Below are 14,164 nucleotides of genomic sequence, written 5' to 3'. Positions count from 1 at the left end.
TCGGTACGCGTCCTGAAGCCATCAAGGTGGTCCAGTTATCACGGTCCTGCTGGCCGACGAACATATCCAGTGTCGGGTGCTGGCCACGGCCCAACATCTGCGTTTTAAGGCAGCACTTCCAGCAATGCGAATGATCTACCTCTCACCGGTGCCGTGGGCCAGCTTCAGCCAGCGCCCGCATCACTTCGTCAACTGGTTGCACAGTCAGACGGAAGCGCCGGTACTTTGGGTCGATCCCTATCCGACACGTCTGCCGTCGCTGCAAGACTTCACCCGCACCTCGCCAGCGGGGCAACAGCAACGCGTTGCCATTCCGCACTGGCTGCAACTGTGTAAACCTCAAGCGTTGCCGATCGAGCCGATTGCCGGATCTGGACTGCTGCAGCGGTGGCTCTGGCGCGACATTTTCAAGCAAGCCATGGCGTTCGCAGAGGCGGGGCACTGCATGATTTGCGTTGGGAAACCCACCGAACTCGCCTTGCAACTGCTGGCGCTGCTGCCAGCCTGTTATTCCGTTTACGATGCCATGGATGATTTTCCGGCATTCTATCGGGGGCTTTCACGGCGCTCCATGGAGAGTCGCCAGCGTCGACTTGTTAGCAAGGTGTCCAAGGTGCTGGCGGCTTCCACTACCTTGCGCGACAAGCTGCTGAGCGCTACGGACGAGGTTGAGCTGGTCCTTAATGCGTGTGATATTCAAGCATTTGCGCCTGTCGACAGCCTGGATCTGGGTCAGAAGCAGCATATATTGGGTTATGTCGGCACCATCGGCCGTTGGTTTGATTGGGACCTGGTCGTCGCCATGGCGCGTGCCAATCCGGTAAATCGGATTCAACTGATCGGCCCGATATCTACCCCGGCACCGTGTCCGCTGCCAAGCAATATCGAGCTGCTGCCAGAATGCTCACATGCCGAAGCCATATCGGCCATGGCCAGATTTTCGGTAGGCTTGATCCCCTTCAAGCTCAGCCGGCTGACGGCGTCAGTCGATCCGATCAAATACTATGAATACCGCGCTCTGGGACTTCCAGTGATTTCTACCCGTTTCGGTGAGATGGCCCGACGAGGCGAGGAGTTGGAAGTGTGGATAGTCGATCATCAAAGTGAGCTGCACAACGTCTGCCAGAGCGCACTCGCGTTTCAAAGCAACCATTTAATTATCAGGCAGTTTCGCCGGGATAATCTCTGGTCGATGCGCTTTGCCGCGACCCAAGTACATACCCATGCCTATGCTGCGTTTACGGCATCAGGCTTGAGTTCATAGGATGCGCACCTACCTGCTTCAGGAACGAAACAAGCATGACCCATGCGTTCGTAAATAATGCAAGCCTGTTGGCGCTGGACCTTCAAATCTGGGAGGTGTTGGGGCGCATAAAGCTCCCAGTATCAGAAATTTGTTCGGTCCAGATCATCGATGATATCGAGACACTGACCGCTGTACTTGCCGGTATCAGCCAGCGTACAGCCTTAGATTATCGACACGCTCTCTCCGGAGCATCCCACCCAACGGTGACTGAATCAGGCCACGATGGAATGTCTGATTGAGAAGCAACAGGTCCTGCTGTGCTGGACGTGGTTCAGGAAAAAGAGCAACAGCTTGAGGCCGCGCGAGTGCTGATGTAAGCCAGGTAAATGATGAGCAACTTGAAGTGCTGCGGGCTTTACTGGCGGAGCAGGATTTGCACCTGAGTGACCTTACAGTTTGAAGCCGTCGCACAAATCCCCGCTCACTGTTCGAAAGCCGCTCAAGGCGCTGGGCGCGCTAATTTAGATGCCTTCGACGCCTGCTCAGGCTTTAATCCACAGTGGTGCGGCCATCAAACTCAAACCAAAAACTGGCTCCGCCGCTTTCAGATCGACCCTGCATGAGTTCGCTCAAAAGATCATCGTTGAAATGTTTGTGGTACGCATTGCCGAACAATAGTTTCGTGCGCGGGTTGTCAATCAACAGCGCTAGCAGTAAATACTGCTCGGTCCAGTAGATCTGGTGATCGATCAACCACTTCTGTGGAAGACCAAATGGCAGAAAGACATCGTGAACATGGACAAATATCTTCTTGGTTATTTTCGGCAGCAAGCGAAGGTAAATATGCAGGCAATCGCTACCTGTTTTGACCGTGTGGGTGGAGTCGATAAACAGAATGTCGCCATCTTGCAGAGTGGAGTTCAACATCTCAGCGGTCAAATCCTGAGCACGTATCGCTTCCAATTGAAGGGCGCCCTCGTTACTAAGCGACGTTATGAAGGGTCTCGGAAAAGGTTCTATGCAGTGCAACCGCCCCGTTCCGTTTTTGCCCAGCGCTTCCAGAGCAATCAGCGATGAGAACCCGCTGCCGATTTCCACAATGGTTTTTGGGCGGATACGCCTGACATAGGCGTAATAGGCCATGGCATCACTGCATGTGAACTGGCCGTTTCTCCAGAAATAGGAGGTGCAGGTTTCGTGATCATCCACTTCAGCAGGATTGAAATCCACCGCATACGGAATGAGCTCGATTAGCTCCGCTCGGAGTTTTTCCTGATCAAACAGGCCGCTGTTCAGATACGGTGGTTCTGATTCATTGTATTCATAGGAGCTATACGTTTCGGAAATCGATGGTGTGCTTGAGTAAAAATTGCAAGGGATCAGATTAAGGCCGCGCGTTTGCAGTCGCTCTCTATCCTGTGGATCAGCCCAAAGCAGCTTTTGCATCACTGCCAAAGCGGCATCAAACTCTTCATCTGTTACCAACGCCATCTTCCAGAACCCCGTCCCGAGCTATTTTCGTCAGTGTAGCGCGCTTGGACCCGAGGAGTCTTCCTGATGACAGTGTTGGCGCTTTATGCAACTGATCAAGCATCCCTGAAGATAGTCCAGTGCAGTGAACAAGGTGTCGAAAAAGTGTAGCGCGTTGGTATGACCAAATAGGATAGAACAATAAGGATGCCCTAAATTTTTTGATGTCAAATAAATAAACGATAAAGAGTCGGTGTGCATAGAGGGGGCGTGCGCTCTCTCACCCTTGTATATGCGCAGTGCAGCCTATCTGCGGACTGTCCTTGGCCTAGACGCAACGTACGTGGTACATCATTATCGATCCTCGCTCTGAACTGCATGCGGGGATGGCCCATGGTAGCCGAGTGTCCCGTGGTTTTGCCGTGTTGATAGAGGCAAAAGATGCGAACACGTATTGCCTGGAAATGTCATTTGATAGTAAGTAGCAATACTGATACATCGGAGGTTTACTGAAGGCTTGACGGTGTTACCGACAAGCCAAGGCCATCAGTTTCGTGGGTAACTTTGCAGAGGCGTGGTATCGCCCAGGGGCCACATAGAGCTTTCGGAGCCTGGCTGGTAGAAGGTCACTGTCACACTCCGGCGTGAGCCCCTTTGGTTCGGGACGACTGGAGAAACGGCATGCCAGGAGTTATCGGAACGTACCAGTATGGCAGAGTTTCCAACTAGAGGTTCGACCACTGCGGCCACGGCAGTTGGGTCCTTGCTGCGGAGGATATTCAGGCAACCGCCATGGGATCGATCCCAAGACTCATTGAAATAGAGAATATGGGTGATCCGTTTGTCTGGGAGGTCTGGATGTGGTCCCAGGCTAGCCCCAGGCCCATAGTGAAAAACGTTCACCTCCATTGGAGCATGACGTAGGTCACGGTCGGTCAGGGCGCTGAGGGCATCGCGATAAGCCTCGCTGCACAGGTCCCGGGCAAGTCGACGCCAGACATCGCTCAGTTCAGCCTCGTGGGCAATGGCGTTGCTACCCATAGGTAACAAGGCGCGGGCCTCGTAGTCATAATTTTTTTCCCCGCCATAACCCGTCACGGTCTTGAAGTGATCGTGGGGATAGCTAGCGGCGAGGGCGGCAGCGTCTTGCGCGGAATACAGGTTGCTTATTTCGGCCCATGAGAATGGATCGATTTTGAGTACACCATGCTTGAGTGCTGACAGGTTCAGGATGGGCTGCATTTATTTTCCCCTCAATTTTCTGAAAGCGCGCCTCAGCGCACGTAAAGGTGCCGTGACTTTGAAGCTGTTGGAGTTTCGCAACCTTGCAATCTGTTCGGTCAGCATGAAGATCTGTCGCTGTCTGGCGTTGAGCTCGATGTTCAGATAGTCGACCGTGGGTACTGACTGCTCTGTGGGTAACAAGGGCGCATGGCCTTCGTTTTCAAGCAAGGCAGGCAGATGCTGCCAGAAGCGATTGAGGGCGTGGTGAGCCGAAGTCTTGCCTTGAACGATGATGTCCACAACCTGGTCCCAATATGTGGCCAGCTCCACCTTTGTGGCCTCTATCGCCGCAGACGGTTCTGTTTTGCCCAGTCGTGAAGTGAACCATTGCTCCGTCAGTTCTTGCGCTTGAACAAGAGCGTGCATCTGACCCATTTTGGCCAGCGCCGTATACTTGCCGATGCTCAGGTCAGCCGTGGAAAACACCGGAACGCCAAATACCAGGGCACTGATGGACAGGTGATAGCTATGACCGATGACCGCCTGAGCGTGGCAGAGGATTTCCGCCAACAGTAACGGGTCCGGCCAGAAAGGCAGAGTAAGGGTATTGGGTATACGGGTGGACACTACCATGTGATGGTCGCCCAGAACCGGGCCGATCGGAAGGACCACCAAGCGGCAGCCGGATAGGGCTTGCGGATGTTTTTCAAAAAGCTGCAAAAACGGCTCGACCACGTGAATCGGCTGAATGACGATATACGGCCTATCCAACCCGAACGTCTTGCGTAGTTCGGTAAACGCCTTGCTCGGATGGTGCTCATCGATCAGGTTTGGCAGGCCGAAAGCGGTATCGGGTAACGCTTGAATATCAGTGGTTGGACTGAGTTCTCTTAGGCTATCGCGTGATAGCTCATCCCTGACCCGAACGCATTGGCTGTTCTCCAACACCATCTTGAGCAGAGGGGCGCTCCACTCGGGAATATCATTGCAATGCATGCCTGGCGCGTTCCAGATCACCGGTATGCCATGTTGCTGAGCAATCAGCGCCGGCGATAGCCAGTACCCCGTGGGGTGATGGATATACGGTGTCGGGGGAAGGTAGCCGTGGGCGACGACTTTGTCGAAGCGAACGATAAAACCGCCACCTATCAGGGCGCCGTCGAGTTGTTCGGCCAACGTCGGTAGTTCTGTTAGCGATGTAACGGTATAGGGCCACTCGGGAGGGCTTTTTGCGTTGTAGGAAAAACGATGCAGGTTAACGGTGCCCAGCCGCCGCGTCAGCTCCGCCTCGGCGATGACCGGAAACAGCAGGTCGCCGTAATTCTCTACGTCAAATGTGCCGAATATAGCGACGTGCAACGCGGGTTGTTTTATGACTTCTGTCAAACCTTACTCCCCGTGAGTTGCACAATCGGATGGCCGATCGGCCTGGAATAGCCTTTTATTCGACGCAGGGCTGACAGTTTGCAGACCCAGATCAACCATGCCCAGAAAGTTTTTCTGGTTCGGCAACATGTCAAACGCTAACGGCGCCACCTGTTTCTCAATCAATTGTGAGGTGTGCTCATTTTCCCCGTCCAGAAGCTTGAGGGTGATGTGATAGCGACCTGCGCTGAGGTTGGCCGGGAAGCACACGGTGATCGCTGCACGTCGCCAGCCATCTTCGGCTGGGCCTGCCTGCAGCGCAAAATTTGCGCCACCAATCACCAGCAGCCTTGCCTCCTGAATGGTGAAGCTGATGTTGGGTCGACTGATTGATTCTTTGAGCAGCACCTCAACGTGAATCTCGATATCGTCGCCATACAGGTAGCTCGAGGACAACTGCTGGGTGTTGGTGAAACAGGCAGAGCTGATGTGGCCCTCGTGGGTGCCAAACGCAACGCCATCCTGCTCACCCATAAATGATTTGCGCGTGACCGGTATGACGCCGCCACTGGCCCATTGCCGTTGCTCGTCGCGCATGTCGAGCAAGTACAACTCGGCTATTTCATCGGGTGCGCCGCTGGCAACGACCCGGCCTTGGCGCAGGTATATGACCCGATTGCAAAAACGTTTGACCATGGTCATGTCATGGGAGACGAACAACAGCGTCGTGCCTTTAGCAGTCAGCTCTTCCAACCGGTTCAGGCATTTGAACTGGAAGGATGCATCGCCGACAGAGAGGGCCTCATCGACGATCAGGATGTCGGGTTCCACACAGACCGAAACGGCGAAGGCCAAACGCACCAGCATCCCACTGGAGTAGATTTTGGTGGGCTGGTCGATAAAGTCGCCGATGTTGGCGAAAGCTATGATTTCATCAAAGCGAGCATCGATCTCTGAGCTACTTAAACCCAGCACAGCTGCATTCATATAGACGTTTTCTCGACCGGTGAACTCTGGATTGAAACCAGACCCCAGCTCAAGCAACGCAGCAATACGGCCATCCCCTCGTACATGACCATGGGTTGGCATCAACGTCCCGCAGATGAGTTGCAACAGCGTAGATTTACCACTGCCATTGCGACCGATAATACCGACGGTCTCTCCCTTTTCGACCGTCAGGGAGACATCGTCGAGGGCCCAAAACTCGCGATAAAAACGTTTCCTGCCGCGTGCCAACATCTGCAGCAGACGGTCCTTGGGGGCATCATAAATTTGATAACACTTGCTCAGGTTTTCGGCACTGATGGCCATTTCACGCGACATCGGTAAAGCCCTTCCTTGAGTCGCTAGCGTTATTCCGGCGTGTTATTGAAAATAGTGCTTAGCAGGTGCGACAGCCTTTAGGATGTTGGCGCCGACGCCAAGTTGACCCAGTCTGAATCCTCGTGAATCATTGTCTGTGCTTTATTTTTGCAGCTTTTGAGATGGGACAATCTTGCATCGGCAACTGGGTCAATCCGGGGTCAGCATCAACAGGCGAGCTACTGATTGAACAAACTCGTGCAGCAGAGATAGAGAAGCCCACCTTTGGAGGCGGGCTATCAAGTATCTCCAAGGGGAGGCAATGCGCCAACAAATTCTCGGAGCAAGCTTGGACAGGATACGCAATCTGCATCGAATCTGCCAGCCAGCCAGCCAGCCAGCCAGCCTCTGCCATGCACCGTTGCCCTGAAGCCATTTTAATCTCCCTCCTCAATCGAAATGCTGGCCTGGCAATTCGCTGAGATAGTTTTCAAACTCGACTGCTTGAGAGCTCTCATAGACCAGGTTTTCCAGGCGAGATGAAGGCTATCGCAAACCAGTAAAAACCGTCGTTTTTGAGACCGCTGTGACTGCTGTCCTAGCTGAGCCCGCTCCTGAGCTTCCCTACGCCACAACCTCCCTGTGCTGTTCCGATCGAGCGGTTCACCCAATGATGAGCGACTCGAAAAATGAAATTTGCTCCCACTCCATCGGCCAAGCCTGCCCACTGTCGGCCCCTTGTCGGAAGCACTGGACAAGGCTGGTAGGGCATGTTTCATTCTTGTCTTCGATTTGGGAAATTTCCCACGGCGCGGGTCGAGTCTGATGAGGCGCTTCAGGATTAAAGGGCCTCCGCCAGATCGCTAGCCTGCCGTTGTCACTTATCAGGGATGATATTCATGCGAAGCGATAGTCCAACCAATAACAACGCGCCCATGCAGCCCGCCGACGTGCACCAATTGCTCGATGCCGAGCTGAGCAGACGTGGCCTTGGGCATTTCGAGGTCTATCAGTGTGGACCGACGCTGGATGAAGCGGAAATCATCACCAATTATCCCGATGCGCTGGACCGCGGTGACTCTGCGGATGACTTCTACCAACGCGGTCAATTGCTGTCTTTGTCCAAGCGCCGCATAAAACCGTTTTTCTGGAGCGATGAAAACATCCTCGCGCCCGCGGCAGAAGCGGTCCCGGTGCCGGGTCCCTGTGCCCCCGTCGGCGAGGGGGCCAGTTTTATCGTGCATGGCAATCGGGGGTTTTATTCCATCCTCAACCTGTGCAGCTTCGGCGAACACCAGCAGTTTCGCGAGAGAGTGCTGGCTAACAAAAGTGAGCTGCAGATGCTGCTGGTCTCGGTCTACGACGAGGCCTTGGAAAGCGACGTAGCCTCGCGCCCACCAGTTGTACAGGAAACTGTACTCACGCCTCGGGAAACGGAGGTGTTGTCCTGGACCAGCCTGGGCAAGACCTATAACGAAATAGCGCTCTTGGTTTCAATGAGCCCGCGCACCGTCAAGTTCCATATGAAGAATATCTTCAGCAAGTTGGATGTCACCAACGGAAAGTCCGCAATTCGCAAAGCCTTGCAACTGGGCTACATCCGCGAACAGGCCTGATCAACGGGCACTCCCATCTGCAAATGCCACGCCCGCCGATGAATTTTCACCGGCTGGCGTGCGTGTGCGCGTGTGATTCGGCCCTACCTGTCTAAAAGGGCAGCTTGTTCGCAATCAAGCGGTGCTTTAGTTTTTTTTGCAGCTAATGAGTCTAGCTCAGGCAAAAAAACAATAGCCGCAACACCTGAAAAAACCTTAGCCCAGCAATGAGCCTGGTGTTGCAGCGTACCGCTTAATTATGGAGTGATTATGCTGGTCGATAAAAACAAAGAGTCTGCTGGCGAATACGCTGCGGGTATTTCCCGTGAAACCTTCGGAATGCTCAAGCATCTGTGCAAGAAGGATAACTATCACTGGGCCATAGCACTGGGTAAGGACTATGCAATCATCGTCTTTGCCATCTACCTGTCCCTGGGTGTCAGCTACTGGTTCTATCCGCTTTCGCTATTTCTGATCGGTACCACCCAGCGTGCCCTGACGAACGTGCTACACGAGTCAACCCACAAGGTCTTGGCGAAAAACCGCGCGATCAACTGGTTCGCCGGTACATTTCTCTCGGGCTACCTGGTTTTCCACCTGTATCAGTCCTACAGCACGTCGCACATCAAGAACCACCATGTGCACTTGGGACATCCGGAAAAAGACCCTGACTACAATTTCCATCTCAAATGTGGCCTATACGACTTGCAACAGAGCGAGCGTGAGTTTTTCTTGAAAAACGTGGTGATGGCGCTGTCCGGCTACAGGACCCTTCAGTACATCAAGTACGTGGTCAAGGACCGGGTCCAGGGCCAAGCCCCTCGCATCCGCAATGAACGCGGGGTGATGTGGGCCTACTGGGCGGTGATTCTGGCGGTGGCCGTCTGGTTTGGCGTGGTCGCTGAACTGGTGCTGTTCTGGCTGGTACCGCTATTCACCACCGCCGTCGCCGTAGGCTGGATCATCGAACTCGCCGAGCATTATCCGCTGCCTGCCGTAGAGACCGACAAGCTCTTGCTGACCCGTAACCGTAAAGGCAACGCGCTGGAAAACTTCTTTTTTGGTCGCCATGACGATAACTATCACCTTGTGCACCACCTGCACCCGTCGATACCCCATTGGAATATGCGCAAGGCACATAAGCTGCTGATGTCACATCCTGAGTACGCGCGCTGGGACAACATGTGGGCCGGTATTTTTACTCGTGACCGGCATAGCCGTCACAAAGAGACCCTGCTCAGTTACGCGGCCAAGTTCCGCGCCCACAAGATTGCCAATCAAGGCGACGATTCGAGTTTCGCACGTCGCATGCTCAACCAGGCTTACGGGGTTTAACGCCATGAACACTACTGATAACAGCTTGCTGGCTACCCTGGCCCTGAAGAAACTGGCGGCGAACAAGACCTATCGTGACTTGTTCCTGGGCAGCGAGACGCTGCGTGATTTCCTGCGTCCCGCAGCCCTTCGCTACATCATTTCCGAAGACCGCCTGGAGATGCTCGACAAGCTGGCTGCCCTGTTGGGCAAAGGCTATCGCACCGGTGTCGAGTTCGTCGGCGAGGAAGCGACTACGTTGGCCGAGGTGACCACTGCAACCGACGAATACCTGAAGCTGATCGACTTGATCGTGCAGCATCCCAAGCTCGGCGAACCACCTCAACTGGGGTTCGACCTGTCTAACGTCGGCACCATCATTTCCCGGGAACTGGCGATCGAGAACTGCTCGAAGATCCTGACCCATGCGGCCGACAAGAATGTCGGTGTGATCATCAGTATGGAGCGCTCCCAATGGACGGATTCGATCCTCGATATCTTCCTGCAACTGAGCGGGCGCTTCCCCAACGTGGGGATCACCCTGCAGGCGCAGTTGAACCGAACCCCGGATGACCTGGGGGCGGTCCTGGAAACCGGCTGCAAAGTGCGCCTGGTCAAAGGCGTCTATGCTGAGCCTGCCGCGATTGCCTTGCCTCGTGGCGAGGCGCTCAACGAGCGTTACCTGGGGCTGCTGGACCGGATCAATGGCGGCCGTGGGCAGTTTGCTTTCGCGACCCAGGACCCGTTGCTGGTTGAAGAAATCCTCACCAGCCACATCGCCAACCGCGGCGAGCTGGAGATGCTCCACGGCGTGCGCCCTGAACTGATCAAGGCGGTAAAAGATCAGGGCCAGGTCAAGGCCCGGGTATCGGCGGTGTATGGCACCAACTGGTACTTGCATCTGCTGCACCGTGTGGCTGAGTTTCCGCAGAACATTTTCCTGGCACTGGATGACGTGGCTTCGCCACGGGCCTCTGAAACCGCCACTCATTACTGAAAAGGACATTCTTATGAAGCAGTACGTCGCGTTGGTGGATGTCTACTCGAGCGGTAATTTCCTGCCGAAATATTTCCGGGATGCCGGTTTCAGCCTGATCCATGTACAGAGCACTCCCGAGTTGATGCCGAGCATGCTCGGGCCGAACCTGTCGGAGTTCGAGCACAATTTGGCATTCAACGACAATGCCAAAGAGATCGTGCGACGCCTGCGTGAATTCAATGTAGTCGCCGTCATTGCTGGCCAGGAGCCTGGCGTGCCATTTGCCGACTACTTGAGTGAACAGTTGCAATTGTCCACCTCCAACGGCAGCGCTGGCTCACGCGCTCGCCGCGACAAGTTTGAAATGATCAAAAAAGTCGCCGCCGCGGGCCTGTTGACGGCACGCCAGATCAAATCGTCGGACCCCGCCGAGCTGCTGGCCTGGGTAGAGGCCGGCCAAGTGTTTCCCTGCGTGATCAAGCCGCTGAGCTCGGCCTCGACCGACGGGGTTTCGATCTGCCATAACGTCGAGGACGTCAAGCGTGCTTGTGAGGAAGTGCTGTCTAACCTGGATATCTTCGGCCTGGCCAATACCGAGATTCTTTGCCAGTCCTACCTCAAAGGCCCGGAGTACATCGTCGATACCGTCAGCCGTGATGGGCAGACCTACGTCTGTGGGATCTGGCGCTACGTGAAGCGCGAAATCAGCGGCGGCAAGAACATCTACGACCGCGACGTGCTGATTGCCCCGGACAGTGCCGAAGCCAATGTGCTGGTGGACTACATCGTGCAGGTACTCAAGGCGTTGGGTATCAATAACGGCCCGGCCCATTCGGAAGTGATCCTCACCGAAGCCGGCCCCGCTCTGGTGGAAGTCGGTGCTCGCTTGAACGGCAACATGGAGCCCAAATTCCATGACATCAGCCTGGGCGGCAACCAGGCGCAGCTTACCTACCTGGTGTACTGCGACAGTGAGGCGTTCAAGGCAAACTACGCCGGCAAACGCTACCACAAGCTCAAGGAAGCCTGTGTCATCAACACCGACACCACGCTGCAAGGTGAGGTTACCGGGTTCAATGAAGCGGCCATCCAGCTGATTGAGGGGCTGCCCTCGGTGCATAAGCTGAGCGTCAAATACAAGGCTGGCAAGCTGATGAAAAGGACCGTGGACCTGCTCAGCAGTCCGCTGCGGGTGTTCCTGGTATCGGAGAGCCAGCGCGATATCGACCAGGATTACGAGCAGATCCGCCAGTACAAAGACAACGTCTATGTGATCCGCTGAATGATGGGCACTTATCGCGCGTTACGCGGGCTCAACGCTCGCTTGCAGTTGCTGTTCCTGATCACCCTGGTGTTCCGCATGGGCACCATGGCGTTCCCTTTCTATGCGGCGTACCTGATTCATCAGCACGCCGTATCGGCGGGCACCGCAGGCTTGCTGGTGGGCGTCTATGGCGCGGGGGCGTTGTTCGTGGACTTGATCATCGGCGAGGTGATCAAGCGGTGTTCCGCCAATCGGGTGATCCTCGGTTCGTTGCTGCTCAACGCGCTGCTGCTGCTGATCATTCCGTCGGTGGATAACCCCGCGGTACTGTTTGTGCTGTCGTTTCTGTGGGGCGCCTGTTATGAGGCATTCACCCCCGCGGCGTTCTCCGAAACGGTCAGCCACAGCAGTAGTGAGTCGCGCAAAGTGGCGTTCTCTTGCAACCGCCTGGCGATCAACATCGGCATGGCGATCGGGCCATTGCTGGGCAGCCTGATTTTCCTGAGTAACGCCGACGCGGTGTTCTACATCAACGCGGCGTTGTCCCTGGTGGCCTTCGTTGCCTGCCTGCGGTTCGGGCGTGCGGCGCCAGTAGCCCAAGGGGCTGCCGTCGTCAGCAAGGGCAATGGGTTGCCGGAGAGCGCATTGCACGAGCGCTCGCGCTTGCTGGTGATTTTACTGGCGGCATTGCCGGTGCACATTGGCTATGCGCTGCCGCCGACTTTCCTGTCGGCCTACATCATCAATTACACCGAATTGCCGGCGTACTACGTCGGTATCATTTTTTTTGTCAATGCACTGTTGGTGATCGTGTTCGAAGTGCCGATCAACCAGCGTATGTCGCACCTGTCGAGCAGCCGGTCGCTGGTGGCCGGTTTCCTGGTGGCCGGCGTGGGGTTCTTCCTGATGGGCTTCAGCCATATCGGCGCATTGTTGCTGGTGGCCACCGTGTTCTGGAGCCTGGGGGAGATGATCGTGTTTCCAGGCATCACCCACTACGTCAGCAGTATCTCCAGCCGTCATACCGTGGACCGCAACCTCGGTTATTACTCGGCGGGGGTCAATATCGGCGTGATGCTCACGCCGTCGCTGGCGTTCATGCTGGTGTCACAGCCATCCCTGCCTTCGCCGTGGCTGCTGGCGGGCACGGTATTGCTGTTGTTCGCGGTGGCGGTGGGGGTAATGAAAGGGTCGACTGTCTTGTGGAACAAGGAAGCGTGAAATGAATGTGGTGCATCTGAACACTGCCGGTGCCGGCCTGATGTCGTCGGCCACGCTGAATGCGATCCAGCGTTTTACCGCCATTGAAGCGCAAATGGGCAGCTATGAGACCGAACTGGCCTACGAAGAATTGCTCAACGTCGACCTGTATCGGGTGGTGGCCGGGCTGTTGAATGCACAACCTTCGCAGATTGGCTTTTTCAGCAGTGCCACCGAAGCCTGGACCAGCATTCTCAGCAAACTGCAATTCCCCCGAGGTAAGCGGGTTTGGGTGTCGACCTCGGAATACGCGGCGAACCTGATCTTCTTCAACTACCTCAAGCTATCGCGTGAGATCCGCGTCGAAGTGATCCCGACCACGGCCACCAGCCCGCTGGACCTGGAATGGGTGCAGCGGCATTTGGACGAGGACGTGTTTCTCGTCAGCGTTTCGCACCTGCCCTCGTGCTGTGGGGTGATCAATCCAGTGGCAGCGCTGGGTGCGCTGCTCAAAGGCTCGAACGCGCTGTATGTGGTGGATGCGTGCCAGTCGTTGGGGCAGTTGCCGCTGGATGTGCGCGACATCCGCTGTGATCTATTGACGGGCGCGGGCCGCAAGTTTCTCTGCGGGCCCCGTGGCAGTGGGATTGCCTACGTGTCGCCCCGCCTGCTTGGCCAGTTGCAGCTGAATTTTGCCGATTTGCACGCCGCCAGCACGGATGGCCAGGTCAACCGGGTGGACATGTCCGGCGCGCGGGTGCTGGAGATCGCTGAAAAGAGCTTTTCGGCGCTGGTGGGGTTGCACGCAGCGTTGCAGGAGTACGTGCAGGTGGGCGGCGGGCAGGTGAGCACGGAGCCCTATGCGCTGTTGGTGCAGGAGCTGCGGCGTCTGCCGCGGTTAACGCTTATGTGTGACCAGTTCGAACAGACCGGGATTGCCTCTTTCGTGCCGCACAACGTGCCGGCCCAGGCTTTTGTCCGCCAGGCCCGTGAGCGGGGGCTCAACCTATGGGCGGGCACTGCCGCGCATAGCCCTTTGCTGCTCAAGGACCTGGGCGTCACACACTTCGTGCGTGCCTCAGTGAGCCGGCACATCACCCTCGCTCAGATTGAACAGGCTCTGGTGACCCTGCGGAGTCTTTAGCTGCGGCCACTCACTGGGCGGCGATGGTGTATTTCGATGAGCGCATTTTTCTGGAAGCCGT

Annotated in this window: 12 protein-coding genes; 8 read left to right on the top strand and 4 right to left on the bottom strand. The window is 55.8% G+C overall.

Features of this window, described 5'->3' with window-relative positions; translation table 11 throughout:
• The first annotated feature begins 130 nt into the window (after positions 1-130).
• Both PFEN_RS24120 and PFEN_RS24115 read left to right on the top strand, forming a co-directional pair.
• Entirely contained in the window at positions 131-1,264 is a 1,134-nt protein-coding gene (locus PFEN_RS24120; RefSeq protein WP_224771065.1) for a glycosyl transferase, read from the top strand.
• A gap of 35 nt (positions 1,265-1,299) precedes the next feature.
• A complete protein-coding gene (locus PFEN_RS24115; RefSeq protein ID WP_191489142.1) occupies positions 1,300-1,545 on the top strand; it encodes a hypothetical protein in 246 nt (81 codons plus the stop codon).
• A 250-nt stretch (positions 1,546-1,795) separates the two neighbouring features.
• Here PFEN_RS24115 and PFEN_RS24110 read toward each other — a convergent pair whose 3' ends face one another.
• The 4 genes from PFEN_RS24110 to PFEN_RS24095 all read right to left on the bottom strand — a co-directional run bounded on the left by PFEN_RS24110 (position 1,796) and on the right by PFEN_RS24095 (position 6,628).
• Positions 1,796-2,737, bottom strand: coding sequence for a class I SAM-dependent methyltransferase (locus tag PFEN_RS24110; RefSeq protein ID WP_191489141.1), 942 nt, complete (start codon positions 2,735-2,737; stop codon positions 1,796-1,798).
• A gap of 525 nt (positions 2,738-3,262) precedes the next feature.
• Positions 3,263-3,949: a 2OG-Fe(II) oxygenase gene (locus tag PFEN_RS24105; RefSeq protein ID WP_412071488.1), complete on the bottom strand. Its 687-nt coding sequence runs from the start codon at positions 3,947-3,949 to the stop codon at positions 3,263-3,265.
• Positions 3,950-3,958: 9 nt separating this feature from the next.
• On the bottom strand, positions 3,959-5,326 hold the full coding sequence (locus PFEN_RS24100) for a polysaccharide pyruvyl transferase family protein (protein WP_191489139.1): 1,368 nt from the start codon (positions 5,324-5,326) through the stop codon (positions 3,959-3,961).
• 3 nt (positions 5,327-5,329) lie between these two features.
• Positions 5,330-6,628, bottom strand: a complete 1,299-nt coding sequence (locus tag PFEN_RS24095) for an ABC transporter ATP-binding protein (protein ID WP_191489138.1) — start codon at positions 6,626-6,628, stop codon at positions 5,330-5,332.
• A 914-nt stretch (positions 6,629-7,542) separates the two neighbouring features.
• On the opposite strand from PFEN_RS24095, the gene PFEN_RS24090 reads away from it, so the two are divergent.
• The 6 genes from PFEN_RS24090 (at position 7,543) to PFEN_RS24065 (ending at position 14,103) form a co-directional block, all read left to right on the top strand.
• Positions 7,543-8,223 (top strand): helix-turn-helix transcriptional regulator, encoded by a 681-nt coding sequence (locus PFEN_RS24090; RefSeq protein ID WP_224771064.1) that lies wholly within the window; start codon positions 7,543-7,545, stop codon positions 8,221-8,223.
• 249 nt (positions 8,224-8,472) lie between these two features.
• Positions 8,473-9,537, top strand: a complete 1,065-nt coding sequence (locus PFEN_RS24085) for a fatty acid desaturase family protein (protein ID WP_191489136.1) — start codon at positions 8,473-8,475, stop codon at positions 9,535-9,537.
• A 4-nt stretch (positions 9,538-9,541) separates the two neighbouring features.
• Positions 9,542-10,513 (top strand): proline dehydrogenase family protein, encoded by a 972-nt coding sequence (locus PFEN_RS24080; protein WP_191489135.1) that lies wholly within the window; start codon positions 9,542-9,544, stop codon positions 10,511-10,513.
• A gap of 13 nt (positions 10,514-10,526) precedes the next feature.
• A complete protein-coding gene (locus PFEN_RS24075) occupies positions 10,527-11,777 on the top strand; it encodes an ATP-grasp domain-containing protein (protein ID WP_191489134.1) in 1,251 nt (416 codons plus the stop codon).
• Entirely contained in the window at positions 11,778-12,980 is a 1,203-nt protein-coding gene (locus PFEN_RS24070) for an MFS transporter (protein WP_224771063.1), read from the top strand.
• 1 nt (position 12,981) lies between these two features.
• Positions 12,982-14,103, top strand: a complete 1,122-nt coding sequence (locus PFEN_RS24065) for an aminotransferase class V-fold PLP-dependent enzyme (RefSeq protein WP_191489133.1) — start codon at positions 12,982-12,984, stop codon at positions 14,101-14,103.
• The last annotated feature ends 61 nt before the right edge of the window (positions 14,104-14,164 follow it).

Origin of the sequence: Pseudomonas sp. FEN, assembly GCF_904067045.1 — a bacterium.
GTDB lineage: Bacteria > Pseudomonadota > Gammaproteobacteria > Pseudomonadales > Pseudomonadaceae > Aquipseudomonas.
The sequence above is the reverse complement of the archived record's forward strand: the minus strand, read 5'-3'. Positions and strand labels throughout refer to the sequence as shown.